Raw genomic sequence first — 24,454 nt, forward strand, 5'->3', positions numbered from 1 at the left:
AACCATGAAAATCGCCCGGTCTCTCTTCAATGGCGGATTGCTGCTCTACGTCGCGTTGTTCTTCGCCTTCATCTATATCCCGCTGGCACTTATCATCGTCTATTCGTTCAACGCCAATCCGGTGAACATGATGGTGTGGAGCGGCTTTACGACCGACTGGTATGCGCAGGTTCTGGGCTTCAAGACAGTGGTTTCGGAAAGCGCACTCTATATTGAATCGACGGATCAGCTTGTGGCAGCCGTGTTCAACAGCCTGAAGATTGCGACTTCAACGACACTGATATCGACTGTTCTCGGAACTGCGCTGGCGCTGGCCATGCATCGCTACAATTTTCTGGGAAAGCGGTTCTATCAGGTGACGCTTTTCATGCCCATGTTGATGCCGGATATCGTGCTGGGCATTGCGCTCCTGATCTTCTTCGTCAACGCGGGTATTCATCTGGGGCTGACCACGATTATTATCGGCCAATGCACTTTTCTGATCTCTTATGTCTTCATTGTTGTTTCGGCCCGGCTGGCCAGTATGGACCGCACGCTGGAATATGCATCGGCCGATCTTGGCGCCAATGAATGGACCACGTTCCGCAAGGTCGTCATGCCCCAGCTCATGCCCGGCATTCTCGGTGGTGCGTTACTTGCCTTCATCATTTCCATGGATGACCTCGTCATCACCTATTTTATCGCAGGCGTTGATGTTACGACCCTGCCGATGTTCATCTTCGCCATGCTGCGTCGCGGCATCAAACCGGAAATCAATGCGATTGCCGTGATGATGCTGACCTTCTCATTCGTTGTGGCTTCGCTCGGTCTCTATCTTCGTTCTCGGCAGAAATAATATGACTTCACAAACACCTACACGTAAACCGCGCGCTCGCGATCTTGGGCTTCCTTTCACTGGTGTGACCGGTCCGTACAACGCGATCACCGATGTCGATGGCGTTGGCGTCGGCTTTCAGACCATTATCGAGAACGAGCCGCGCCCCGGCCGCAAGCGTCCAGCGCGTAGCGGCGTGACCGCCATTCTGCCGCATATGCAGTCTGAAACCCCGGTTCCGGTTTATGCAGGCGTCCATCGCTTCAACGGCAATGGTGAGATGACCGGAACGCACTGGATCGAAGATGGCGGCTACTTCCTGGGCCCTGTCGTTATCACCAACACGCACGGTATCGGCATGGCACATCATGCGACAGTGCGCTGGATGGTTGACCGCTATGCCTCGACCTACCAGACCGACGATTTCCTCTGGATCATGCCGGTTGTCGCAGAAACTTATGACGGTGCACTCAACGACATCAACGGCTTTCCTGTGACGGAAGCGGATGTGCGCAAGGCGCTCGACAATGTTGCATCCGGCCCGGTGCAGGAAGGCAATTGCGGCGGCGGCACCGGTATGATCACCTATGGCTTCAAGGGCGGTACAGGCACGGCATCGCGCGTCGTGGAGTTCGGCGGTCGCAGTTTCACCATCGGTGCGCTGGTGCAGGCCAATCACGGGCAGCGCGATTGGCTGACCATTGCCGGTGTGCCGGTGGGGCAGCATATGCGGGATGGCACGCCGCAGAGCCAGTTGCAGGAGCGCGGCTCGATCATCGTCGTGCTGGCGACCGATCTGCCACTGATGCCGCACCAGCTGAAGCGCCTAGCGCGTCGTGCAAGCATCGGCATCGGCCGTAACGGAACGCCGGGCGGTAACAATTCGGGCGATATTTTTATCGCTTTTTCCACCGCCAACCAGAGACCTATGCAGCATCGTTCCGCGCCCTTTCTGGACGTCGAGATGGTGAATGACGAGCCGCTTGATACCGTCTATCTGGCGGCGGTCGATAGTGTGGAAGAGGCAGTGGTTAATGCGATGATCGCGGCTGAGGATATGGGTGGAACACCCTTTGACCGGCTGCTTGTTCAGGCCATAGATCACGAACGTCTTCGTGCCGTGCTGCGCCAATATGGGCGTCTTGCCTGACTCTTCGTAGGATAAGGATTGGAACTCCAGTTCCATCGGATAGCGATCCGGTTCGTTCCACGCGGTTTCCGTCATGCAGGACGGAAATCGCGAATGTCTCCCTTTATCTTGCCGTCTTGACAGTATTCTATCGACGGCACTACGCTACAGTAACACGGCAGATTTTACTGAAGTGAGGGGAGGAATTCATGACTAAAAGTTCAATTATTACAGGGCTGGGTCGGGTTTCAATTTCACGACGCCAGTTTATAACATCGAGCGCACTGGGCGCCGGTGCTCTGCTTCTACCGTCCCTGCCATCTTTTGCAGCTGACAAGCCCAAAGTCGGTCTGGTCATGAAGTCGCTCGCCAACGAGTTCTTCAAGCAGATGCAGGCAGGTGCCGAGGACTACGCCGCCAAGAACACCGACAAGTTCTCCTTTGCCGCTGTTGGCATGAAGGACGAACGTGATTTTGCCGCACAGGTCGATGCTGTGGAAAATTTCATCACGCAGCAGTTCAATGTGATCGTGCTGGCTCCGGCGGATTCCAAGGCCATGGTGACGCCGGTTAAAAAGGCTCTGGAGGCCGGCATCAAAGTCATCAATATTGACGTGGCGCTCGATGAAGAGGCGAAAAAGCAGGCGGGTGTCGACCTTGCCTTTTTCGGTCCGGACAATCGCGAGGGCGCAAAGCTTGCCGGCATGGCGCTTGCCAAGGAACTCGGCAAGGGCGGCAAGGTGGTTATCCTTGAAGGCAATCCTGAGGCAGACAATGCCAAGGAACGCAAGAAGGGCTTTGACGATGCCGTGGCCGAAGGCGGTTTGACACTGCTCGATTCCAAGACTGCCCATTGGGAAACGGAAGAAGCCAACACGCTGATGACCAATTTCCTGACCCAGTATCAGGACATTCAAGGTGTTATGGCGGCCAACGATTCCATGGCGCTCGGCGTCGTGAAGGCGCTGGATGCCGCCGGAAAATCGGGCCAGATCAAGGTCGTGGGCTTCGACAACATTCCTGCTGTCCAGCCTTTGATCAAGGACGGCAAGATGCTCGCAACCGTCGATCAGTTCGGCGCACAGATGGCGGCCATGGGCATTGATTACGGCCTCAAGGAACTGGCAGGCGAAAAGTTCTCCGGTTGGGTCAAGACGGACATCAAGCTCATCACGGCCCAGGATCTCTGAAAACCGGGATCTTCCAAACATTGCCAATTATGGGGCGGCGCTCCGAGTGCCGCTCCTCTTCACCTGGCAGGCAGGAACAGATATGCAGTCAGCCGACGCCATTTTGAGATTGGAAAATGTCGGCAAGACCTTTCCGGGGGTGGTTGCGCTAAACGGTGTCACGCTGGAGCTGCAGCGTGGCGAGACACATATCATTCTGGGTGAAAACGGTGCGGGTAAATCAACTCTCATCAAGCTTCTTGCTGGCATATATCAGCCCGACACGGGCGAGATTTTTCTGAACGGCCGGCCCTACAAGCCAAAGACCCCGCATGACGCGCAGGTTCAGGGAATCCGCATCGTTCATCAGGAACTCAACCTGCTGTCGCATCTTTCCATTGCCGAAAACCTGATGCTGGAAAGCCTGCCGAGACGCTTCGGCATCATGGACCGAGCGACATTGAACCGGCGCGCCGAAGAGCTTTTGGCTGAGGTCGGTCTGGCGGTCGATCCGCGTATGCCGGTTTCGGAGCTGGGCGTTGCGCAAATGCAGTTGGTCGAGATCGCCAAGGCGCTCGGTTATGACAGCAAACTACTGGTTCTGGACGAGCCGACGGCGACATTGACTCCGCCGGAAATTGAACGGTTGTTTGCGATCATCCAGCGGCTGAAGGCGAAGGGTGTCACGATCATCTACATTTCTCACCGTCTGCACGAGGTCTTTGAGATTGGCGACCGCGTGACGGTGTTGCGCAATGGCCGCCTGGTCGAGACGCGCGACCTGCAGGGGCTGCGCGTGCCGGATCTGGTACGCATGATGATCGGTCGCGACATTGCGGATGAGTATGGCTTTAATGCCGATATCAAGCTTGGGTCCGTCGCTCTGGAAGTGAGGAACGTGAAGCGCAACAGCGGCGCTCCGCCGGTTTCGTTTTCGGTGCGTCATGGAGAAATTCTGGGTGTCGCCGGTCTGGTCGGGTCGGGCCGCACCGAGGTGATGCGTGCAATCTTCGGCGCCGATCCAAGGTCGGCAGGGGAAATCGATATAGATGGAAGGCCGGTGACTATCCGTGACCCGCGCGATGCCGTGCGTAATGGTCTGGGTTTTCTGACAGAAGACCGCAAGAGCCAGGGGCTGCTGCTAGACATGCCCGTGTCTATCAACACCACGATCACCGACCTGAAGAAAATCTCGCACGGTGGCCTGCTGGATAGCCGGGTGGAGAAAGGCGCGGTAACTGAGCTGGTCGAGCGGCTGCGCGTCAAGACTGCGTCTATCGATACGCCGGTGCGTAACCTCTCCGGTGGCAATCAGCAAAAGGTGGTTCTGGCAAAATGGCTGTTTCGCGGGTCGTCCACACTGATACTCGATGAACCGACACGTGGGGTCGATGTCGGCGCCAGGCGCGAGATTTATCAACTTCTGTGGATGTTGGCTGCGAACCAGAAGGCAATTATCATGATTTCCTCGGATCTGCCCGAGTTGATCGGCATGTGCCACCGCATCATTGTTTTCTCGAACGGCAAACTGGTTGGGGAGCTGGACCGATCTCAATTCGATCAGGAGCGTATTCTTTCGCTCGCCTATCAGGAGCATGTTCACGCATGACGGAACCCATTTCTCCATCTGCCCAACACCCCGGTGCTGCCGACCGCCAGAAGCTGAAGCGCTTCCTGTTGCGTGATGCCGGCGTATTCTTGGCGTTGATCCTGATAACGCTGGTATTTTCCGTCACTGCGCCCTATTTCGCAACATCGGGCAACGCGCTGAAGATCTTCGTTCAGATCGCGATCAATACGGTCCTTGCGGCAGGTATGACTTTCGTCATCCTGACTGGTGGCATTGACCTCTCGGTCGGCTCTGTGCTCGCCTTATGCACGGTCGTTGGCGCTCTTATCATGACGTCCGGTCTGGAACCGGCCTTGTCAATCCCGCTGGCAGTCCTGGCATGCGTCGCCGTTGGCGGGCTTTGTGGCTTCATCAACGGCAAGGTGTCAACCTACTGGAAAATCCCGTCGTTTATCGTCACGCTGGGCATGCTGAACATCGCCGCCGGTGCGGCACGGGTGGTTTCCAATAATTCTACCATTACCGGACTTCCGCAGGGTTTTGTCGACTTCGGCAATCTGATTGTCGGAGGCTTTCTGCCGTCGATTTTCCTGATCGCAGTGGCCGTGATTGCTGTTGGCTGGTTCGTTTTGCGCTTTACGGTTTTCGGTCGCATGATCTATGCGGTTGGCGCCAATGATGAGGCTGTGCGCCTGTCGGGACACAATCCCGACACATACAAAATCGCTGCATTTGTCATTTCCGGCGTCACCGCTGGTATTGCTGCGATTGTTTATCTCCTGCGCCTGAACATCGGCAGCCCGATTGCGGGCGTTGGCTATGAACTGAACGCGATTGCAGCCGTCATCATCGGCGGGACAAGCCTTTTCGGCGGTAAGGGCTCAATCGTTGGCACGCTGGCCGGGGCCTGTATTTTGCAGGTGCTCGCGACCGGGCTGCAATTGCTTGGTATCGGCGATAATTACAAGCCAATCATAATTGGCACCGTGATCATCCTCGCCGTGATTGTCGATACCTATCGTGAGAGGCTGTTACGGCGTATTCGCTGAATGCATAATGAGAAAGTGAAGGCGCGGCCGGGTCAAGGTTGGACAGGATTTGTTACCCGGCAGCCATGCTCTGGATACAGCAAGATTGCCTTTGGGAGCCGTCTTCTCTGGTTATGAAACTCGCCGGCCCGTTGAGGTTGATCCATTTGGAATGGTAGCGTCACATTAAATTGCGCGCAACGCTTGGGTGGTATGTCAGGAGAGATGAAGCAACAGGTACGGCGATAAGGGTGAAACAGACTGCAAAGCGAAAGATGAAGCCGAAACTGGCAAAGCGGCAGGCGTCAGCATCACACTCCCATGTCAATCCAGCAACGCGGCATCAAGATTCGGTTGTGCGGATCATAGCATTCGATTCAACTAACCGACAGGATCGCTCGCTTACCGGTATCCCTGATATCACGGCAACGCGATGGATGTGTTTTGGCATTGCCATGCTCCTGTCGTGTGTTGCGTTGGCGCTTCCTGCACTCACGGATTCTCATCCGACCCAGCCCTGACCTCGATCCGATAGCCCTAATTGTATCGACACTCATCGCAGCAATGCTTCTTGTTCCGGCCTTCATGTTTGCACGCGCTGGTCTTTTGGCTGGCGCCTGGATCACCATTACACCGGAGAGCGTTGAATACGGTTCAGGTAATGGAATTGTGGAGAAGCAAGGCACCAAGATCGAATGGGCGCGCATAGCGTCCGGTCAGATGGCACGTTATGACGTTCGTCTCATTTTGAAAGGGCCTGTGCGGGAGCCTCGGATAGCGTTCGGTTATAAAATGCCCGACGGAACGCAGAACGAGTATTCGCTTCCAATGTCATTGCGGGAACGTGGCATGCAATGTCTGTGGTTCGTCAATGCTGACGCCCTGCGTATTGCTCTGCTACAGAACATGGCAGCTCGCTCGAATTTGTGTTTCGACCCGGATATTTTCGTTGAAGCCGGTATTGATCCGGAGACGTGGCATCTGATGCCAAAGCCCCGCAAGATTGAGTGGGCGATAGCCATAGCTTCGATGGCAGCGGTGTTGATATTCGGCAGTTTTATATCGGCGACGACATCTGTCGTGTTGGTCGTTGGGGGTGTTTTCGCAATTCTGGGATTGGGCCTTCTTGCAACATTCAGTTTCAGGAAGAGAGCTTATCCGGGCTTCGATCACGTCATCTGTTTTTGTGAAAACCGATAGTTCGTGCTGGGTTATTGTGGTTCTTCCATATCCGCATAAACCAGATAGCGGAGCGGCCCAGGCGTGATAGCATCGAATGGATAACAGGTCGACAGCACAACATGACGGCCTTCGCTATTCACGGCGATCTTCGCTTCATCCCAACGCGCGACGGCCATATGACTAACACGATAGGAAATCGCCTTACCGTCGTTGCGGGTGACGAGTATCTGATCGTTCTTCTCGATATTCTTCAGAAAAGCGAAATGTGTATCGCGATGCGCAGCATACACGGCTGTTCCCCGTTCCCCGGCCATCGGCGTATTGTCCAGATGACCGGGGCCGAAAGCCAATGCCTGACCGCTGGAGCCTTTCAGCGCGATGGCGGATTCATTAAGTCGTGGAGCTTCGATGCGGGCAACCGGCCATGTATCGACCCAGCTCCAGGGTTTGACTGGTGCGCCAGTTTCAATGCTTTCCGCAAAAGCTCGTTCGAGGAGGATCTGTGCCACAAATGCCTTCGCATGGATCCAGATTCCCTGACTGGCAATTATCATCCCGAGCGCAATCAGCACGATGCCCACCGTGGGGAGTAAGGAGCGCCACAGTGCGCTCCCCGTCATAATCGGATTGATAGACATCACGCATTCTCCTTGCGGCGGAAGAACCAGAAGACGAACAAGCCAATCAGTATCAGACCCAAGCCTTGCATGAGCAGTAGTGTCGCTGGCGTTGCCGTTTGCGGCAGCGGGATCGACTGCGATGGCGATGATGGTGATGCAGGGCTTTCGTGGCTGCGGACAGCGTCATTTACACCATTCATGTCCATGTTTGCGTGATCCCCGACGGTGCGATCCGCACGGATGTCGAACAGCTTGTCATAATCCCAGCCCGCGGGCAGTTGCAGAGGAATATCGGCACGGGTCAGCGGCGCATTTGCCGGTCGCGACGGTGTCTTGTCGACAGCTACGAGGCTCGTCAGACGGCTGACCAGATGATGCTCCAGCGCAAGGTGGAGAATACGCGCATCGGCGGCGTCCTGGGAAATTTTCCCAAGGGTAAGTTCCACTTCCGCATCATCGATCTTGCGACGTGCCCACAGTTTTGAAATGCCTTCAGCATTTATTGCCTGATCGAGTGGCAGATTGACTGTCCACGGACGGCCATCAATCTGGCCTTCAATAGCAAGGTTTCCGATCGCCTTGCCCATTCGCGCTGCGATGACAAGTGGTTCACCACGATAAAGATCGGGCAAAAGGGAGGGCGTCATGCTCACATTCTTTTCCGAGAAACTGGTCTTCAGATCGGTAACAGCCGGTTTTTCAAGCTTGTCGAACAGAGCCCGCATGCGTTCGTTCACTTCAGCCGCCGACCCGATATGGGTGAAGGTTCCACGTCCAAGTTCAGCCGCACGGTTCATCAGATAGGAGTTCGGGGCAGAGCCGATGCCGACCATGAAAATACGCGAGCGCCCCCGACGTGCTGCAACGGCATCCAGCAATTGCTGCTCATTGCTGATCTCGCCGTCGGTCAGAAACACGATCTGGCGCAATCCATTACCCTGATTACTGTCATCAAGCGCGGCATGAAGGGCAGGCAACATTTCCGTGCCGCCTTGCGCTTCAAGGCTCGTCACGAAGCGGCGAGCGGACGTGATATTCTCCTGATTGGCATCGACTGAATCTTCGAAGAATTTGGTCAATGTGTCGTCGAAGCGGATTACGTTGAAACGATCTCCGGGTTGAAGTTGCGACAGTGCATAATCCAGGCTGGCCTTCGCCTGTTCAATGGAAGTACCACCCATTGATCCGGAATTATCGATCACGAAGATGACCTCACGCTGGACCTTTTTTGGGCTGGCAAGCGCCGGTGGCGTAACATAGGCAAGCACATAGTCATCCTTGCCGATATGTTCGCGGAACAGCCCGACCTGCGGTGCATCGCTTGCGACGGCGCTCCATTCCAGAACGAAATCACGATCTGCAGCTGCCATTCCGTCCAGCGTGATTTCCCGTGTCGCGTCGTTCGTCGTATCGATCCTGACCTTGTGGAAAAGGCTCTCAACCTTTCCAAGCGGGAAGCCTGCCTTAAGTTTGACTGAGATGCTCACAGGATTTGTTCGCAGGGCAGCCGGTGGGGCCAAAGGCGTCACGAGTGGCGCATTGTAAGTATCAGGCTTGCCCGTATCGCTCGACTTGCCCCAGCCGTTCTTCATTTCGACTTCCTGGACAACCGGGTAGGCATTGTCCGGGTTGTAACGCGGTGCGACGACTAAAGGCACACGCAGCGAGAAACGCTCATCGGAAAGCCGTACCGCCTGCTGATACTCGATCTGGATAACGACTTTCTCGTGCGGACCGATATTGGCGACCGCATTGGTAAACACGTTGGGTCGCTGCTGTTCGATCAGCGTTGCTTTTTTGCCTTCGCTTTTCGCCTGTTCATATATTTCGCGGGCTGTCTGCTTCTCCTTGATGTCAGCGACAATCACACGATCACCGATGACCATCTTCAGCGAATAGACCGCACTTTCTTCTGGCAATGGGAAAACATACAAGGCTTCAACGAAACCGTCGGTCGGGTTCTCGAATGCCTGCGTCAGCCGGGCTCGGACCGTCGGTCCACTCACATCGAGATCGACGTCCGTTGCGAGCCGAGGCGCTTCGACGTAACGTCCGGCTTCGTTTGTCTCCAGCAGAAGGCTGCCGGATTGAACCTCGTTTGGCGTGACCAGAGCGGGTGTTTCAGCGCGGGCCTGCACGATCTGCAACAGACAGAAAATGACAGCCAATGCGGGCAACAACGCCATGTTGCAGAACCAGATGAACGAACAGAAGCGGGAGAGTACCCGACCTCTATTGCTATGATTTGGTAGATTTATCGCGGGTGACATGACGTGCTCCTTGTTCACCTCGAAGAACTGGAGCCATTGTCGCTGGAGCCACTGTTTCCACTCCAGCGTAAGCTTTGCCAAGTTTCAGCCGTCACTTTCCGCAAATCGCCTTGCCGGTTACGCATATGTGTGGAATTGTGCAGAAAAGTACGCAGTTCAGGATAAGCCATGTCCGATCAGAACTCTCATCTGCCCGACCAGATCAATGCCCGTGTTGCAGTCCGGATTCGTGAGGAAATCGCCCGACGGCGTATTTCGCGCCAACTTCTGGCCGATGAAGCGCGGATCAGCCTCTCGACTTTGGAAAAGGCGCTGTCGGGTCACAGGCCCTTCACGCTCGCAACAATCATCCGGCTCGAACAGGCAATGGGCGTCGCCCTGCGCGAACAGGCAGGTGAAGCGCCCGCCCAGTTGGCCAGAAATGGCAACAGTCACGCAGCGGAAGAACTGGGCGCCTACTCGCGCGCCTCGGTTTCATGGCTTGAAGGTGATTACCTGACCTTGCGTCCGTCCTTTGGGGAGGACAAGGCCATCTTCGCTTACATCACGGAAATCGGTTGGGATTTCGATGCCGGGCATCTCAATTTTCGTGAGCGTGAACGTTCTGACGTCTCGTTCTCACAACAGGGAGCTGTCTCCGTTCCACATCTTTCGGGACACATCTATCTCGTCACGAATACATCTGGCCAGTACCGTATGGCCGTGCTCTCCCGCCCAAGCATCACAGGCGAAATGTTCGGCATCCTGACGACATTGCGTGCCGGGCAGGGTGCACATCTGACACCAGTTTCGACACCGCTTGCGCTCGTGCCCATGAGGCAATTTGTCGAGTCGTCATTTGGGCGTGTGCGACCTGGCGACATATCCTTTGCAGCTTATTCGGCAATTCTGCACAAGACATTGGACGACGGCTATGCGGGTTTTATTTCGGGGTAATTTTACAGCGAAATCCAATTCGTTTTGGCCTTACTCCGTTCAATCCCTCTGTCTGTAAACGTTGTCGTTATGATAATTAAGTGTACTTTCGTAGCCATGAAATCTCGTATACTTTCCGCTGGATAACTCCTAACCCGGAGGATTGTCGCGTTGAAAAATTTATTGAGCGCAGCATTTTGTGTCCTGCTACTTGGGGCTTTCAGCCAGTCCGCGTCCGGTGCGTCAATCGGTGCTGGCAATCCCTATCCTGTTAGCCACTACAAGTGTGAGGATGGCACTCAGTTGGCGGTACGCCTCTTCGGTGATCGCGCTTCCGTCTCTGTTAACGGCAATGCGGCGATTGATTTACCTTCTATCGGCAAAGAAGGTACGACCTATTCGAACGGCCGACAAACGCTGACCATCATACAGGGACGTCTCTCATGGGGCGTGGGCCGCGCTGTTCCTTCAGCATGCAAGGGCGGTTGAAGGGCAGGTCTTGCCACGAGGGAATTGGCAGGCAGAGGAAATCAGTCCATTGGACTGATTTCCTTCGTTAGGTGCTTTGCGTGTTTACTGGAAATGGCCTAGCTCGGACTGTGAATAATCCAAAACTTCTCCAGATCACTCGGATTATCCCATGCTGCTACAGCGCCGGGACGAACGAGGAAGATATCGCCCGCCACGAATGTCACGCTTCCCTCGTCAGGGTTTGACAATGTCACCTCGCCCCTGCGCAGCATCATCAATTCCGAGAATGAATAGGTGATCGGATGACGAGCATAAGGCGTCGTGGCCCAGATGCCCCAGGCGATTGGATCGTCACTTTGGAACTCGTGACGGGAAGTCGTTGGTGCAGGGGTGGTCAGAAGTGCCGGATTGGGCGCTCCGCCAGGTGACATGGGATGGTCAAGATCAAGTTTACCGAAGGATACGCTTAGGCTCTCCTGATGTATCGTGAGGATGACACAATCTGCCGCATGTGCGCGCCATGAGAATATGCCTGCAGGCAGACTTGCTACCTCACCGTTGGTCAGTGTGATTTCGAGACCATTATTGTCCCGGATATTCAAAGCACCATCACACAGCATTATGATGGAGGAAAACAGGCTTTCTACCCCTGTTCCTTGGCCAGAAAGGATTGCGCGTCCGAAGCCGAAAGGCTCCGTCGACTGACCGTCCAGGCTGATGGCTCGGAAAGCTGTTTCCAGATCGGAGCCGCAAGCAGGTGCAACGCCCAGATTGATTACGTTTCTCAGCACGTTAGGTTCTTTCTGCATGGGATTTATTTCGATGCGAAACCAAGGCTGTCCTTGATCCAGTACCAGCGGATGCCGAGGTCCATGACAGGCTTGCGGATCGCATGCCAGGCAAGGCGGGGTATGCTGGTGGTCGGATAAACCATGGGGCGGCCTTCGGCGATATATTCGGCATACATCTTGCCAAAGGCAGTGGCCATGGCCACGCCCCGGCCATTATAGCCAAGCATGGCATGCAAGCCCGCAGCGGGATTGTGAAGATGTGGCAGGCCATCCATGGTCAGCGCCACGTGCCCGGACCAGTGATAATCGATGCCGATACCTTCCAGCTGTGGAAACAGCCGCACCATTCCGGCTTTCAACGCTTCCATCAGCGCTTTCTTTTCGTTCATTCCGACGGCGCCGCGTCCGCCAATAAGAAAACGCCCGTCTTCAGATTGGCGCATATAAAAAGCGATCTTGCGTGTTTCGGATAGAACCACTCCGCCTGGCATGATCTCCCGCCGCTGCTTTTCTGAAAGCGGCTCTGTCGCGATCAGCATGCTTTGCACCGGAAGAATGCTTTGAGCGAGACCCGGTACAAGGTTGTCAGTGTAAGCGTTGGTGGCGACAAGTGCTTCGCGTGCGCGAACCGACCCATTTGCGGTCTTTGCAATCCAGTCGCCATTCTCCGGCATCAGAGAAGTAACGGAGGAATCTTCAAAAATCTGAACGCCGCGTGCCGTGGCGGCGCGGGCAAGCCCACGGGCATAATCCAGCGGCTGCAGGGCACCTGCGCGGGGATCGCGCCATCCGCCGAAATAGCGCTCCGTGCCGGAAAGCTCAGTAATCTGCGCGCGATCCAAAATCTCGACTTCGACGCCTTGCGCCTGCCATTGCCGCGCACGCTTATGGACGGCAGCGGTTGCAAGCTGGGAATGGGCGGCCTGTATCCACCCGGCTCGAATAGGAGAGCATTGGATATCAAGTTCGCGTACAAGGCCGAAAACAAGATCGCCTACACCACCCACGAGGTCGATCATGCGCTTGCCGTGCTCTGGACCATAGGCAGCCAGAAGATCTTCGGGGTCATGCTTCAAACCGGGGATCACCTGTCCGCCGTTGCGTCCTGATGCGCCGAAGCCGACATGGCGCGCCTCAAGGACCACTACAGTTTTCCCGCGTTCGGCAAGGAACAACGCGCTGGAAAGGCCTGTAAAGCCGCCTCCAACAATAACGACGTCCGCCTCGTGCACGCCATTCAGTTTGGAATGGTTCGGTTTTGCCTCGCCAGCTGCGTTCCACCATAATGAGCGTGAGAAGCTCTCAGGGCTGCTTGCCATTTTCATCTTTCTCCAGCGTTTTTTCGGCCTGTCGAGCGACTTCACTCGGGTTTGTTCACCCAGAGCACGAAGGCTTCGGCTTCACCATTATTGAAGAATCTGTGGCGGGTCGTTGAAGGCAGTGCAAATCCGTCACCTGTTGAAAGCAGGTACTGTGCGTCTTCAATCTGCAGCGTGAAACTGCCCGAAATGACGTAACCCAGCTCCTCGCCGGAATGCGTGTAGCATTCCTCACCGGAACTCCCGCCCGGAATGATCCGCACTGCGAAGGATTTCATGGTCTCAATGAGTTCAGGCGAAGCACGGTGCTTGATGACGCCACCAGCGTTCAGCACTTCTGGCTGTTCTCCAGCACGCAATACATAGGGATTAGCTCGGGCAGCCGCGGCGAAGCCTTGCGGGTCGATGAGCTGGGCCGGGCTCATGGAGAGCACCTCGGCAATCGTATAGAGGGTACGCACAGTCGGCGATACGAGGCCCCGCTCGATCTGTGACAAGGCACCCGTCGACAGACCAGAGACTTCCGACAGATAACCGAGAGTGAGACCCAGTGTCTGCCGTCGCAAGCGAATGCGCGCTCCAATATCCCCTGCGTCGTTGGGCGCAGGCTCGCTGGTCGGGGCGGTCGGGGATATTTCTGCCTTGTTCACTTTTGGCATCCTTTGATGGCTCTCGCTACAAACAGGATTGAATCGGGGTTGATTAGTTTTCACTATTCTGCTTCATATTTGATCTACGTTCAATAAACTAAAAACAAAATCCATCCAAAACATGGAGGGGGACATATCGGACATGGCTCACAAGGATACACCTTATTGGTGGGAAGCCGCTCCGCCGCGTAGCATCGAGAACCACGAAATCGAGCGGGATTGCGACGTTGCCATTGTTGGTGCGGGTTATGCGGGGCTTTGCGCTGCTCTTCATCTGGCGCGCGCAGGGCGAAAGGTTCAGGTTTTCGAGCGGGAACAACTGGGGTTTGGCGCTTCCAGCCGCAACGGCGGCTTTACCAGTGGCAATATTCGTCCCGACGATAAGACACTGGTGCGCAAGTTCGGCTTGGAACGTGCGGTCAAGATTGCTGCTGAAGGCCATGAAGCGCGTCGCTTCATGATCGATTTTCTGGCTAATGAAGGCATCGACGCGGATTTCCAGCTTGTGGGACGGTTCAGCGGTGCGATGACGCGCGCCGAATATGACGATATGGCGCGAAGCGCTGAAGCTATCCAGCGCGCGACCGGCATTGAATCCTATGCGGTTCCCTTGAACGAGGTTCGCCGCCATATCGCCACGGACCTCTATGCTGGCGGCAGCGTGCGTATGGATATAGGCGGTCTGCATCCGGCAAAATTTCATGCGGAACTGGTGCGGCTTGCACTCGCTGAAGGGGTGCTGATTCACGCCGAATGCCGCGTAGAAGGGATCGACCAAGGCGCTGATAAAAAGACAGTAATTACCGCGCGTGGCCGCGCTCAGGCACGCGAAGTCCTTGTTTGCACGAACGGTTATACCGACCATTCGGACCGTTGGTTGCGTCAGCGGCTGGTGCCTTTGCGTTCACGAATCATCGCAACCGAGGATCTGGGTGAGGAACGTGTGCGCGACTTGGTGCCGGGGTTGAAAATGCTCACCGACACCCGTGCTATGACTTACTATTTCCGCCCATCGCCGGATGGACGGCGCATTTTGTTCGGTGGGCGTGACGTAACAAGCCGAGGCGACCCGGATAGTGCCACGCAGCGCAATTATGCAGAAATGTGCAGGGTTTTCCCTCAACTTGAAGGCGTTGGTATCTCGCATAGCTGGTTTGGCTATGTGGCGATGAATCGGGACATGGTGCCTCGAATTTTTCAACGTGGAGCGGTTCATTATGCAACCGGTTTCTGTGGCTCGGGTGTCGTCTGGGCTCCCTGGCTCGGCCTCAAGGCAGCGCAGAAAATACTGGGCGTACCGAACAGCGAGAGCAGTTTCGATTTTCGTCCCCCACGTCTTGTTCCTACGTGGCGCGGAAAGGCCTGGTTCATGCCGCTGGTTTTCGCCGACCTTGAACGGAAGGATCGTAAGTTGGAGGCAACAGCATCCAGTGAGCGAGCATTGAGAAACAGCACAGGTTCTCAGGGTGGCCACGAGTGAGAAGCCGCAACGCGGACGCTGGTCACAACGAATTTCACTTTATCAAACGCGGTTTCACAACCGGCGTTACGAATAACAGGCTTATCGCTGCATTTAGGAAGGAGAATGTCATGCGTCTCAAGAAAATTTTCGGTCTGGCGGCTATGGCGGTCATCATGGGGGGCGCGATGCCTGCCTTGGCCCAGGAGGTCGTCAAAGTAGGCTCTTCGCCCACCGGTTTGCCGTTTACTTTTGTGAACACGGAAACCAAGGCGATGGATGGCGTATTGGTCGATGTGGTCAAGGCCATTGAATCGGATATCGGCATCAAGCCGGAATTCGAAGCCGTGCAGTTTTCGGCGCTCGTGCCATCGCTAACCTCGAACAAGATCGACATGATTGCTTCGGCAATGTTCATCACGGAAGAGCGGGCAAAGGTCGTGGACTTTTCTGATCCTGTCTATGGTTATGGCGAAGGCGTCTTCGTACCGGTTTCGGATGATACCGCATACAAGACCTATGCGGATCTCAAGGGCAAGACCATCGGCGTGCAGGTGGGGACCACTTTCGTCGATCTCTTCAAGAAGAGCGGGCTGTTCAGCGATGTTAAGGTCTACAAGGGCATTCCCGATATCATTGCCGACGTGAACGCCGGGCGTATCGATGCCGGTTTCGGGGATGGTCCGATGGCTGCCTATTACCTCTCTCAGGGCCGGTTCCCCAAGGTGAAGATGGTCGAGAGTTATGAAGCTTCGGCTGGCGGCGAGTTTGGCCTGGCCCTGCGTAAAGGTGATGAACGTATGCCCAAGATCAACGCGGCCATTGCCCGCATCAAGTCGGACGGTACGCTTCAGAAAATTCTTGCGAAATACGGACTGAAATAATTCCAGTGCGAGCATGGGGATCAATCCCCATGCTCGAAATTTCAGGTGTGCTCCACGCGCGCGTCCGAGCTGAAGCTCTTCATGCTTTTCGGTCTGCGCACGAGACGGGGCCTACCGGCCGCAAGGCCTAATCCCCGTTTGATCGCGCCAAATAAATAGAGTTAAAGCCAATGCAAAATTTTCTCATGGACATCCGCGAGTTCTTCCCGATCTTGCTGGAAGGCGTGAAATACACGCTTCTCGTGACCCTGGGTTCCCTTGTCCTTTCGACGCTTCTGGGGCTCGTTTGGGCGCTGATGCGGGTATCGGGGATTCGCTGGGTGTCGGCTATTGCCGCAGCTATCGTTAATGTGATCCGCGGTATCCCCATTCTGGTGCAGCTGTTCTATATCTACTTCGTTCTACCGGAATTCGGCATTGCGCTGTCCGCTCTTCAGGCTGGTATCATCGGTCTCGGCATTGCCTATTCGGCCTATCAGGCAGAAAATTTCCGCGCTGGTATCGAAGCCATCGACCATGGACAGACGGAAGCCGCGCAGTCCATCGGTATGGGCTGGTTCATGACGATGCGCCGCGTGATCCTGCCGCAGGCTGTTCGCGTGATCCTGCCGCCTTACGGCAACATCATGGTCATGCTGTTGAAGGACAGCTCGCAGGCATCGGCCATCACCGTTGCTGAACTAACTCTACAAGGTCAGCTGCTTGCCTCTTCGACCTTCAAAAACATGAGCGTCTATACGCTGGTTGCCATGTTCTACCTCTGCCTGAGCTTGCCGTTGATGATGGCTGTCGGGCGCCTCGAAAAGCTCTTTGGTAAAAGAAACGGACACTGATCATGGCGATGATTGAAATAAAGAACGTCACCAAATCCTATGGTCCGCTTCAGGTTCTCAAGGGCATCAGTGCTGATGTGCAGAAGGGTGAAGTGGTCTGCCTCATAGGTCCCTCCGGTTCGGGAAAATCCACGATGCTGCGCTGCCTGAACGGGCTGGAAACCTATCAGGGCGGCGATATTCTGATCGAAGGCCAGCGGGTCAACGCGAAGGATCGTTCGATCCACGATATTCGCACGCGAATGGCGATGGTTTTCCAGCGGTTCAACCTGTTTCCCCATCGAACCGCACTTGAGAATGTCATTGAGGGGCCGGTCTACGTCAAAGGTGAAAAGCCGGCCGAAGCGCGCAAGTATGGCGAGCATCTGCTTCAGCGCGTGGGTCTCGGAGACCGGGCCAACCATTATCCGGGCCAGCTTTCCGGAGGTCAGATGCAACGTGTTGCGATTGCCCGCGCCTTGGCGATGCGGCCGCAGGCAATCCTTTTCGATGAGCCCACGTCTGCGCTCGATCCTGAATTGGTGGGCGATGTGCTTGATGTCATGCGCAGTCTTGCCGATGAGGGGCTCACCATGCTGGTAGTGACGCACGAGATGGGCTTTGCCCGCGACGTAGCTGACCGTGTGCTTTTTCTCGACGGCGGTGTCATCGTTGAACAGGGTAAGGCCAAGGACGTGCTCGGCGCACCCCAGCATCCGCGTACACAGGACTTCCTGCGCCGCGTTCTCAATCATTGATCCAAATTTACGCGTGACACATGCCTTGTGTCGCGCTGGAGGCGTCATGGCTTTCTATTGTTATCTGGATGCGGCGCGGACCGAGCAGATTCGCGACGTGTTTGCCCACGAACTGCCGGAGATGGAGTTCCTCTCCGGCGCGTTAGATGCAGACACTGCGGCAAGGGTTCGTCATTTGCTATGCTGGCAGGCTCCTGAAGAGCTGGCGGAGCGCTTCCCTGCATTGGAAATCATTTTCTCAAGTGGGGCGGGTGTAGAGCAATTTCTTGAAGCAGATATCCCTTCTCACGTTCGCATTGTCCGCATGACCGAGCCAGGTCTTGCACGGATGATGCAGGAATATGTGACGCTCGCCGTGCTGTCCGTATTCCGGCAATTGCCCGCTTATCTGAAACAAAGCCGTGACGAGATTTGGCAGACGCTTCCTCAGCCAAGTGCGCATCGCCGCCGGGTGGGTGTAATGGGGCTTGGATATCTTGGCCAGGCCGCGTTGACAGCGCTCAAGCCTTTCGGTTTCCCATTGTCCGGCTGGAGCCGCAGCGAGAAGAATATTGAGGGTGTGCAGTGTTTTTCCGGTGAGGATGGGCTTCACGAATTCGTTGCACAGACAGATATACTTGTCTGCCTTCTGCCGCTCACGGCGGAAACGGAAGGCTTGATCAATGCCGGGTTTATTGCGCGCCTGCCGACGGGGGCAAGTGTGGTTCTGGTCGGTCGCGGGCCGCATACGGATTATGATGCCCTTCTTACAGCTCTCGATAGTGGACATCTTTCGTCGGCTTTCATTGACGTGACTGCACCTGAGCCACTTCCATCGGCGCATCCCCTTTGGTCGCATGCAAAAGTAATCCTTACACCCCATATCGCTTGCGTGACTGACAGCCATGGAGCGGCTGACATACTCGTTGAAAATCTGCAGCGGCTGCAGAAGGGCGAAGCGCTTATGGGGGAGATTGACCGCAAGCGAGGCTACTGAAGCAGAGGGGAGCCATAACGTTGGCGATCGATCAATGAACCTCCATCGTGGCGGGGTGCAGTTCGATATTGTTCACTCCGTTGCGGCAACAAGGCGTTTGCATGCGCTGACCAGATCAGGCTCCGACAGCAGTGCACCGCCGACGAGGTACATGATGTCATTGCCGTAAGCTTCGCGCATTTCCGGGATGCGGGCGAAGGTCATGCCACCGCCGGGTGCCGCGACGATGGCCTTGGGACCACCCATATCCACGGAGCAGGTCTTTGCGATCGATTGACATTCCTCGCGAGTAAAGCCGAAACGGCCACCGAAATTTGGATAGACCACGGCGTCAGCGCCCATCAGGCGGTGCAGTGTGCCAAAAAAGGCACGGTGCGAGAAGCCACAATCAGGTGAGACGACGTTGGCGCCGGAAAAGGCCGGGTGCGAGACGATGTGCAGGGAAAAATCCGGATCTGCAGCAAGTGTACGCACGATATCATAGCCTGCAAGCGCTGGAGCGATCATTACACCGCCTGCGCCGTATTCCTGCGCCTGTTTTGCCCGCTCGATGATCGCGGTTGCAGGGCCTGTGATGTTAGGAACGAAACTCGTGCGACCGCCGCTCTTCGCATTCGCCTCGCCGATCGCCTCAATACAGGCCTTCAGCCGCTCCTCGAAGGGAGCGGTCTTCTGGTCGACGAGACCGTGGTCGTCCTTCACAAAATGCATACCGCCCAGCGCGAAATCATGGGCGAGGCGGGCAAGCTCCGTAGTCGACAGGCCGACCGGCTTGATGGCGGACATCAAGAGCGGCTTTTCGCCGATGCCAGCGCGGGCACGCAGGCCTACTATGCCGTGGCGTGGTCCCTTGCACAGATCAAGCAGGCCCGGCGACAGGCCGATATCCTCGACCTTGATGCCGGGCTTGATGGAGCTGTTACCAAAGACGATGTTGAGAAACTGCAGGAAATCCCCGCCGATATCGTCCTCCGAATAGGAGATTGCGGCGAGAAATCCCGGTCTGCCTTCGGGATCCTGGAGCAGGCTTTCCAACCGACCGAGTATCTCGTCCTCGACATAGCCTTTCGGCACGACGTTGCGCGGGATTTCCACGGTCTGTTCCAGCGCGATGTCGAGCGCACGCGCTTTGGCCTCCGCCTCGTCGGCGGCGCGCACGAAATAGGTAACCGTAAAGCGCGGTGCCATCAAAGCGCCTCGGCCTTCTGTGCGGAATGCACATGATCGAGGCGCACTTCCACCAGTTCCTCTTCGCCGATGGCGAGATTCTTGCCGACAAGTTCTTCAATTGCCGAAACCAGAGCGCCAGCATCCAGCCCATATTTCTTCATGAGATATGGCTTCGAGGCGCCGTGCGCAAAAGTGTCGTTGAGACCAAGGCGCTTGAGGCGGATACCAAGCCCTTCTTCCGCAAGGATTTCCGAGACCAGCGAGCCGAGGCCGCCGATGATGGTGTGGTTTTCCAGCGTGACGATACCTTTCTTGCCGCGCGCGGCTCTCAGGAGACCGTCCTTATCGAAAGGTTTCAGCGTGGAGGCGTGAAGATGATGGATCCCGACACCACGCGCGGCAAGTGGGCCAGTGGCGCGCAGCGCTTCCTCGGTACATACGCCGGAAGAGACGACGAGGATGTCATCGCCTTCCGAGAGCGTGCGTAGCTTATTGAATTCAAAAGGCGTTGAAAACAGACGAGGTACTTCGCCGCGCAGGATGCGCACATAGACCGGGCCGTCGATGCTGTCAGCGACTTCCAACACAGTCTCGACTTCCGTCGCATCGCCCGTTTCGAGGATCGTCATGTTCGGTACCGCGCGTAACACGGCAATATCCTCAATCGCCTGATGCGTAATGCCGCCCGGTGTGGTGATGCCGGGAAGGAACCCCATTAATCGCACCTTGCGGTTGGAATAGGCAATCGAGTTGATCAGCTGGTCGTAGGGCCGTCGATAGAGGAAGACCGAAAAGGTATGGATGAACGGCCGGAACCCCTGCATGGCGAGACCGCCAGCAAAGGACAACATGTTCTGTTCGGCCATGCCGAGAGTGAGAAACTGCTCCGGATGCCGATCGCGAAAACCATCGACTTCGCAAGACGAGGTGAGATCAGCTGAAAGGCACAGAACTTCCGGACGCGCGGTGGCGAAGGCTTCGAAAGCCTTGGCGTAAGGGCGGTTGACGATTTCGACCATTGTCAGGCCCTTTCCATCGCAGTGAGATCGATACCGAGTTCGATGGCAAGTGCCGTCTGCATTTCCTGCCTCTCTTCCGCGCTCTTGAATCGGACATAGTGCAGGCGCGGGAAACGCTTCTTCAGAAAATCCATGCCCTGGTAAGGCGAGGTGTTGGCGAGGATGACAAGTGGCTTGTCAGCCTCCGCGCTCTCGGCAGCTGCACGTAGTGCGCCCAGATCGTGGCCATCCACCGAACGGCAGGTGACCCCAAAGGACGCCACACGGGACGCAAGGTCGCCAAGGTCGAGCACGGAAGACATGGCGCCGTCGCATTGCTGGCGGTTTACATCGACGATCACGCGGATGTTGTCGATCTTGTGATAGCTCATTGCCGCAAGACATTCCCAGGTCTGGCCTTCCTGGAATTCGCCGTCGGACATATAGACCCAGACTTTGCCGGGCTCCTTTTTACGCAGCCGCGCCCAGGCGACGCCTGACGCCATGGAAAGCCCCTGGGCCAGCGATCCTGTGGTCACTTCCATGCCGGGGCTATGTTCGGCGCCGATCATTTCGACGGAGCCGCCATCCTTGTTGAAATGATCAAGCGCGTGTTCGTCCATCCGTCCCATTTCGATCAGCGCGGAATAGATGACGAGCGCATAATGGGCAGGCGAGATAAAGAAGCGGTCGAAGTTCGGACCGACGGGACCATGATATCCGGCGCCGGTGAAGGCATCCGGATTATGCGCCGAAGGCACGCCACGGAAAGGCAACGGCACTTTCGGCAGGGTTGGCTCGCCGAGCGTCAGCAACTCATTGTAGAGCAGCGCAAGGCTCTCGGCGGCGGAGCAGGCCTGGCTCAGATAGCCGCCATTGTTCTTCATCGTATGGAAGAAGACCCGTCGACGGATGCCGAGTGCGATTTCCTCGGTGGATTTTTCGTTGGTCAGAACCATCGTCTCAGCTCCTTTCCGGGAAGAGCGCCTTCAGGCCTTCAGGCGACGGCGTTGCGATGCCGCGCTCCGTGATGAGGCCGGTGATGAGGCGGGCTGGCGTGACATCGAAGGCGGGATTGGCGGCAGGGCTGCCTTCGGGCGAGATGCGGACGCTCGCAATGGATCCATCGGCGGCGCGGCCCTGGACGAAGCTCACTTCGTCGGCGGTGCGTTCTTCGATCGGGATTTCCTTGACACCGTCATGCACCGTCCAGTCGATGGTTGGCGAGGGGAGTGCAACATAGAACGGCACGTCGTTGTCACGCGCCGCGAGCGCCTTGAGGTAGGTGCCGATCTTGTTGCAGACATCGCCGTTTGCAGTGGTGCGATCTGTGCCGACGATCACCATATCGATATCGCCGTGCTGCATCAGATGTCCACCGGCATTGTCGACGATCAGCGTGTGCGGCACACCATGGCCGTTCATTTCCCAAGCCGTCAGATAGGCACCCTGATTGCGCGGACGCGTCTCATCGACATAGACATGGACCGGGATTCCTTCCTCGACGGCCATATAGATCGGCGCGGTCGCGGTGCCATAATCGACGGTAGCAAGCCAGCCTGCGTTGCAATGGGTAAGGATGCGCACGGGCTCGCCCGGATTCTTTTTCGAAGCGATCTCGCGAATGACATCGAGGCCGTTCGCGCCGATTGCGCGGTTGAGCTCAACATCTTCTTCGGCGATCTCGGCGGCACGCTTATAGGCAGCATCCGCACGTTCCGCCTCAGGCAATGGACGCAGATATTCGCGCATCGCATTCAGCGCCCAGCGCAGGTTGATGGCGGTGGGGCGGGTCTCGTTGAGTTCTTCCCATACGGCATCGAGGTGAGCATCCGAGGGGTCTTTCGCCATCGCGATGGCGACGCCGTAGGCGGCGGTGACGCCGATCAGCGGCGCGCCGCGTACCCACATGTCGCGGATTGCATCGGCGACATCGGCGACGGTTTTCAGTGTCACGACACGGAATTCATGCGGCAGCCAGCGCTGGTCGATGATGTCAACGGAGCGACCGTCTTCGTTCAGCCAGATCGTATGGTAGTGGCGTTCTCCGACTTTCACGCGAGAATCTCCTTTTCAAGCCGCTCCACGGTCTCTCGGATATCCCGAAGACTATGGATGCGCTGCCGGTTGACGGCGAGGTGACGCCCGAACTTCAGCGCCTTGCTCTCGCAAGAAGCGCGGCGGTCGGGGTCGGTGATGGTTTCAAAATCGGCATTGTGGGCAAGGCCCAGGATGCGGCGATGGGTTTCGATGCCAGCAAAGCCCAGCATTTCGTGCCAAATCTCGTCGATGACGATGTTGAGTGCCTGTTCGGCGGCAAGCGGGTCCTGGCGATCTTCGAAGAGGCTTGCCTGATAGAGGATACCCTTACGCTCCGTACGCCACAGGCCAGCGAATTCGGCGCGGAACGTTTCCCAAAGTGTGTCGATCGTATCCAGAAGGTAGGCACGCATGCTGTCGCGAGCGCCGGGTGCAGTCTCATGACCAGCCTGTGAAAAATAGCTCATCCAGAAATTGGCGATCAGCATACCGACGTCGAAGCTGATCGGACCGTAAAAGGCAAATTCCGGATCGATGACACGGGTCTCATCGTCGGTCACCATGACCGAACCGGTGTGCAGGTCGCCATGGCATAGTGTTTCAGTCTTGGCAGAGAAGAGGTGTTTCAGCCGCTGCGCTTCCACCTTGAGCTCGCGGTCGGCGCGCAATTCCGCCACGATTGGATCGAGCTGCGGTGTGGTGTGGTGATTGAGCTTTGCCTCAAAATAGGGATCGGAAAAGACGAGATTTTCCGTGATGTCGCAAAGCTCGACATTGTCAGAGAACAAAGCGACATCCGCCTTCTTCTCGCGGGTCACCATGGAAAGGTCGGACCCCCGGAAAAGAGTACGAGCAACGAAGAGGCCGAGGTCACGACCGATCTTGGGAAGTTCGCGACCGTCAATCAAAGCGCGGCGCAGAATGATGTGTGGGGTCAGGAATTCCATGACGATGATTGCCTGGGCTTCGTCAAAGAACAGGATTTCCGGTACCATACCCGGGTCACGCGCGCCCTGGCGCTTGAGAGCGTGATATTCGAAAAACGAGCGCTTGAGTGGAAGCGGCCAGCTTTCGCCGACGAGGCGCACGTAAGGCAGCGCCTGCTTGACGATCACAGCGCCCGCTTCGCCTGTGACGATGAAGACCAGATTGAGATTGCCATCACCGACTTCCCGGATGGCCCAACGCGACGAATCGCTTCCGACCTTCTCTTTCAGGGCGGCATTGCCGCCAAGCCGAACTGGCAATGTCTCTGTACTCAGCGCCTCGAAGACGTGGCTGTCCATAATGCTCTCCTCCTGCGCATGGGCCGCCTCCACCATGCGCCGCCATGCCGTCTTTCCCACAGCTAAGGCATCATTCTGTCAAATGTCAATGGCCTTGACATTTGATGGTGGCCTATCTTAACGTGGCGTCAGTGGGAGGAATT

Annotated in this window: 23 protein-coding genes; 13 read left to right on the forward strand and 10 right to left on the reverse strand. The window is 56.4% G+C overall.

All coding sequences use genetic code 11. The features are described from left to right. The first annotated feature begins 4 nt into the window (after positions 1-4). The 6 genes from CES86_RS22375 (at position 5) to CES86_RS22400 (ending at position 6,910) form a co-directional block, all read left to right on the forward strand. Positions 5-835, forward strand: coding sequence for an ABC transporter permease (locus CES86_RS22375; RefSeq protein WP_036578988.1), 831 nt, complete (start codon positions 5-7; stop codon positions 833-835). Position 836: 1 nt separating this feature from the next. Continuing rightward, positions 837-1,964, forward strand: a complete 1,128-nt coding sequence (locus tag CES86_RS22380) for a DmpA family aminopeptidase (protein ID WP_043062538.1) — start codon at positions 837-839, stop codon at positions 1,962-1,964. 188 nt (positions 1,965-2,152) lie between these two features. After that, positions 2,153-3,133: a sugar ABC transporter substrate-binding protein gene (locus CES86_RS22385; protein ID WP_010660486.1), complete on the forward strand. Its 981-nt coding sequence runs from the start codon at positions 2,153-2,155 to the stop codon at positions 3,131-3,133. Positions 3,134-3,215: 82 nt separating this feature from the next. Further along, a complete protein-coding gene (locus tag CES86_RS22390; protein ID WP_010660485.1) occupies positions 3,216-4,721 on the forward strand; it encodes a sugar ABC transporter ATP-binding protein in 1,506 nt (501 codons plus the stop codon). Further along, positions 4,718-5,731: an ABC transporter permease gene (locus tag CES86_RS22395; protein ID WP_010660484.1), complete on the forward strand. Its 1,014-nt coding sequence runs from the start codon at positions 4,718-4,720 to the stop codon at positions 5,729-5,731. The genes CES86_RS22390 and CES86_RS22395 overlap by 4 nt, the downstream gene beginning before the upstream one ends. A 423-nt stretch (positions 5,732-6,154) precedes the next feature. Then, a complete protein-coding gene (locus CES86_RS22400; protein WP_235819994.1) occupies positions 6,155-6,910 on the forward strand; it encodes a hypothetical protein in 756 nt (251 codons plus the stop codon). Positions 6,911-6,921: 11 nt separating this feature from the next. On the opposite strand, the gene CES86_RS22405 is transcribed toward CES86_RS22400, so the two are convergent. Both CES86_RS22405 and CES86_RS22410 read right to left on the reverse strand, forming a co-directional pair. Next, positions 6,922-7,530 carry a class GN sortase gene (locus tag CES86_RS22405; protein WP_094515483.1) on the reverse strand — a complete coding sequence of 203 codons (609 nt, stop codon included), beginning with the start codon at positions 7,528-7,530 and terminating at the stop codon, positions 6,922-6,924. Beyond that, on the reverse strand, positions 7,530-9,782 hold the full coding sequence (locus CES86_RS22410) for a marine proteobacterial sortase target protein (protein WP_036563893.1): 2,253 nt from the start codon (positions 9,780-9,782) through the stop codon (positions 7,530-7,532). Before CES86_RS22410 ends, CES86_RS22405 begins: the two co-directional genes overlap by 1 nt. A gap of 168 nt (positions 9,783-9,950) precedes the next feature. Between CES86_RS22410 and CES86_RS22415 the strand changes: the two genes are divergently transcribed. Both CES86_RS22415 and CES86_RS22420 read left to right on the forward strand, forming a co-directional pair. Next, positions 9,951-10,718 carry a helix-turn-helix domain-containing protein gene (locus CES86_RS22415; protein WP_010660480.1) on the forward strand — a complete coding sequence of 256 codons (768 nt, stop codon included), beginning with the start codon at positions 9,951-9,953 and terminating at the stop codon, positions 10,716-10,718. Between the two features lie 150 nt (positions 10,719-10,868). Beyond that, on the forward strand, positions 10,869-11,186 hold the full coding sequence (locus tag CES86_RS22420) for a hypothetical protein (protein WP_011983120.1): 318 nt from the start codon (positions 10,869-10,871) through the stop codon (positions 11,184-11,186). Positions 11,187-11,284: 98 nt separating this feature from the next. On the opposite strand, the gene CES86_RS22425 is transcribed toward CES86_RS22420, so the two are convergent. From CES86_RS22425 to CES86_RS22435, 3 genes are read right to left on the reverse strand one after another with little or no spacing between them, the layout of a single operon-like run. Next, positions 11,285-11,977 (reverse strand): cupin domain-containing protein, encoded by a 693-nt coding sequence (locus tag CES86_RS22425; protein ID WP_010660478.1) that lies wholly within the window; start codon positions 11,975-11,977, stop codon positions 11,285-11,287. A gap of 5 nt (positions 11,978-11,982) precedes the next feature. Beyond that, positions 11,983-13,278, reverse strand: coding sequence for an NAD(P)/FAD-dependent oxidoreductase (locus CES86_RS22430; protein WP_094515493.1), 1,296 nt, complete (start codon positions 13,276-13,278; stop codon positions 11,983-11,985). A gap of 41 nt (positions 13,279-13,319) precedes the next feature. Continuing rightward, entirely contained in the window at positions 13,320-13,937 is a 618-nt protein-coding gene (locus CES86_RS22435; protein ID WP_010660476.1) for a cupin domain-containing protein, read from the reverse strand. A gap of 133 nt (positions 13,938-14,070) precedes the next feature. On the opposite strand from CES86_RS22435, the gene CES86_RS22440 reads away from it, so the two are divergent. From CES86_RS22440 to CES86_RS22460, 5 genes are all read left to right on the forward strand, one after another. Then, positions 14,071-15,408, forward strand: coding sequence for an NAD(P)/FAD-dependent oxidoreductase (locus CES86_RS22440; RefSeq protein WP_010660475.1), 1,338 nt, complete (start codon positions 14,071-14,073; stop codon positions 15,406-15,408). A 110-nt stretch (positions 15,409-15,518) separates the two neighbouring features. Then, positions 15,519-16,271, forward strand: coding sequence for an ABC transporter substrate-binding protein (locus tag CES86_RS22445; protein ID WP_010660474.1), 753 nt, complete (start codon positions 15,519-15,521; stop codon positions 16,269-16,271). Between the two features lie 170 nt (positions 16,272-16,441). After that, positions 16,442-17,104: an amino acid ABC transporter permease gene (locus tag CES86_RS22450; RefSeq protein WP_011983115.1), complete on the forward strand. Its 663-nt coding sequence runs from the start codon at positions 16,442-16,444 to the stop codon at positions 17,102-17,104. 8 nt (positions 17,105-17,112) lie between these two features. Next, positions 17,113-17,841: an amino acid ABC transporter ATP-binding protein gene (locus tag CES86_RS22455; RefSeq protein WP_010660472.1), complete on the forward strand. Its 729-nt coding sequence runs from the start codon at positions 17,113-17,115 to the stop codon at positions 17,839-17,841. A 46-nt stretch (positions 17,842-17,887) separates the two neighbouring features. After that, positions 17,888-18,817, forward strand: coding sequence for a 2-hydroxyacid dehydrogenase (locus CES86_RS22460; RefSeq protein ID WP_094515484.1), 930 nt, complete (start codon positions 17,888-17,890; stop codon positions 18,815-18,817). Positions 18,818-18,889: 72 nt separating this feature from the next. Here the strand turns inward: CES86_RS22460 and CES86_RS22465 are convergent, their stop codons facing one another. From CES86_RS22465 to mtnK, 5 genes are read right to left on the reverse strand one after another with little or no spacing between them, the layout of a single operon-like run. Further along, positions 18,890-20,005, reverse strand: coding sequence for a RuBisCO large subunit C-terminal-like domain-containing protein (locus CES86_RS22465; protein ID WP_010660470.1), 1,116 nt, complete (start codon positions 20,003-20,005; stop codon positions 18,890-18,892). After that, complete coding sequence (locus tag CES86_RS22470; protein WP_011983111.1) at positions 20,005-21,006, reverse strand: transketolase family protein; 1,002 nt, start codon at positions 21,004-21,006, stop codon at positions 20,005-20,007. Before CES86_RS22470 ends, CES86_RS22465 begins: the two co-directional genes overlap by 1 nt. A 2-nt stretch (positions 21,007-21,008) precedes the next feature. Continuing rightward, positions 21,009-21,944, reverse strand: a complete 936-nt coding sequence (locus tag CES86_RS22475) for a transketolase (protein WP_010660468.1) — start codon at positions 21,942-21,944, stop codon at positions 21,009-21,011. 4 nt (positions 21,945-21,948) lie between these two features. Then, the gene (gene mtnA / locus CES86_RS22480; RefSeq protein ID WP_010660467.1) at positions 21,949-23,043 is read right to left on the reverse strand and encodes an S-methyl-5-thioribose-1-phosphate isomerase; all 1,095 of its coding nucleotides are present in this window, start codon (positions 23,041-23,043) and stop codon (positions 21,949-21,951) included. After that, the gene (mtnK, locus tag CES86_RS22485; RefSeq protein WP_029376151.1) at positions 23,040-24,311 is read right to left on the reverse strand and encodes an S-methyl-5-thioribose kinase; all 1,272 of its coding nucleotides are present in this window, start codon (positions 24,309-24,311) and stop codon (positions 23,040-23,042) included. Before mtnK ends, mtnA begins: the two co-directional genes overlap by 4 nt. Between the last annotated feature and the right edge of the window lie 143 nt (positions 24,312-24,454).

Source organism: Brucella lupini (assembly GCF_002252535.1).
Taxonomy (GTDB): Bacteria; Pseudomonadota; Alphaproteobacteria; order Rhizobiales; family Rhizobiaceae; genus Brucella; species Brucella anthropi.

What these genes read in the sequence shown, in the direction of transcription:
- mtnK (WP_029376151.1), bottom strand. Translation starts at nt 24,311, where the DNA reads ATGGACAGCCACGTCTTCGAGGCGCTGAGTACAGAGACATTGCCAGTT.
- CES86_RS22425 (WP_010660478.1), bottom strand. Translation starts at nt 11,977, where the DNA reads ATGCAGAAAGAACCTAACGTGCTGAGAAACGTAATCAATCTGGGCGTT.
- CES86_RS22415 (WP_010660480.1), top strand. Translation starts at nt 9,951, where the DNA reads ATGTCCGATCAGAACTCTCATCTGCCCGACCAGATCAATGCCCGTGTT.
- CES86_RS22405 (WP_094515483.1), bottom strand. Translation starts at nt 7,530, where the DNA reads ATGTCTATCAATCCGATTATGACGGGGAGCGCACTGTGGCGCTCCTTA.
- CES86_RS22460 (WP_094515484.1), top strand. Translation starts at nt 17,888, where the DNA reads ATGGCTTTCTATTGTTATCTGGATGCGGCGCGGACCGAGCAGATTCGC.
- CES86_RS22450 (WP_011983115.1), top strand. Translation starts at nt 16,442, where the DNA reads ATGCAAAATTTTCTCATGGACATCCGCGAGTTCTTCCCGATCTTGCTG.
- CES86_RS22475 (WP_010660468.1), bottom strand. Translation starts at nt 21,944, where the DNA reads ATGGTTCTGACCAACGAAAAATCCACCGAGGAAATCGCACTCGGCATC.
- CES86_RS22395 (WP_010660484.1), top strand. Translation starts at nt 4,718, where the DNA reads ATGACGGAACCCATTTCTCCATCTGCCCAACACCCCGGTGCTGCCGAC.
- CES86_RS22465 (WP_010660470.1), bottom strand. Translation starts at nt 20,005, where the DNA reads ATGGCACCGCGCTTTACGGTTACCTATTTCGTGCGCGCCGCCGACGAG.
- CES86_RS22470 (WP_011983111.1), bottom strand. Translation starts at nt 21,006, where the DNA reads ATGGTCGAAATCGTCAACCGCCCTTACGCCAAGGCTTTCGAAGCCTTC.
- CES86_RS22445 (WP_010660474.1), top strand. Translation starts at nt 15,519, where the DNA reads ATGCGTCTCAAGAAAATTTTCGGTCTGGCGGCTATGGCGGTCATCATG.
- CES86_RS22410 (WP_036563893.1), bottom strand. Translation starts at nt 9,782, where the DNA reads ATGTCACCCGCGATAAATCTACCAAATCATAGCAATAGAGGTCGGGTA.
- CES86_RS22440 (WP_010660475.1), top strand. Translation starts at nt 14,071, where the DNA reads ATGGCTCACAAGGATACACCTTATTGGTGGGAAGCCGCTCCGCCGCGT.
- CES86_RS22385 (WP_010660486.1), top strand. Translation starts at nt 2,153, where the DNA reads ATGACTAAAAGTTCAATTATTACAGGGCTGGGTCGGGTTTCAATTTCA.
- CES86_RS22455 (WP_010660472.1), top strand. Translation starts at nt 17,113, where the DNA reads ATGATTGAAATAAAGAACGTCACCAAATCCTATGGTCCGCTTCAGGTT.
- CES86_RS22380 (WP_043062538.1), top strand. Translation starts at nt 837, where the DNA reads ATGACTTCACAAACACCTACACGTAAACCGCGCGCTCGCGATCTTGGG.
- CES86_RS22435 (WP_010660476.1), bottom strand. Translation starts at nt 13,937, where the DNA reads ATGCCAAAAGTGAACAAGGCAGAAATATCCCCGACCGCCCCGACCAGC.
- CES86_RS22430 (WP_094515493.1), bottom strand. Translation starts at nt 13,278, where the DNA reads ATGGCAAGCAGCCCTGAGAGCTTCTCACGCTCATTATGGTGGAACGCA.
- CES86_RS22390 (WP_010660485.1), top strand. Translation starts at nt 3,216, where the DNA reads ATGCAGTCAGCCGACGCCATTTTGAGATTGGAAAATGTCGGCAAGACC.
- CES86_RS22375 (WP_036578988.1), top strand. Translation starts at nt 5, where the DNA reads ATGAAAATCGCCCGGTCTCTCTTCAATGGCGGATTGCTGCTCTACGTC.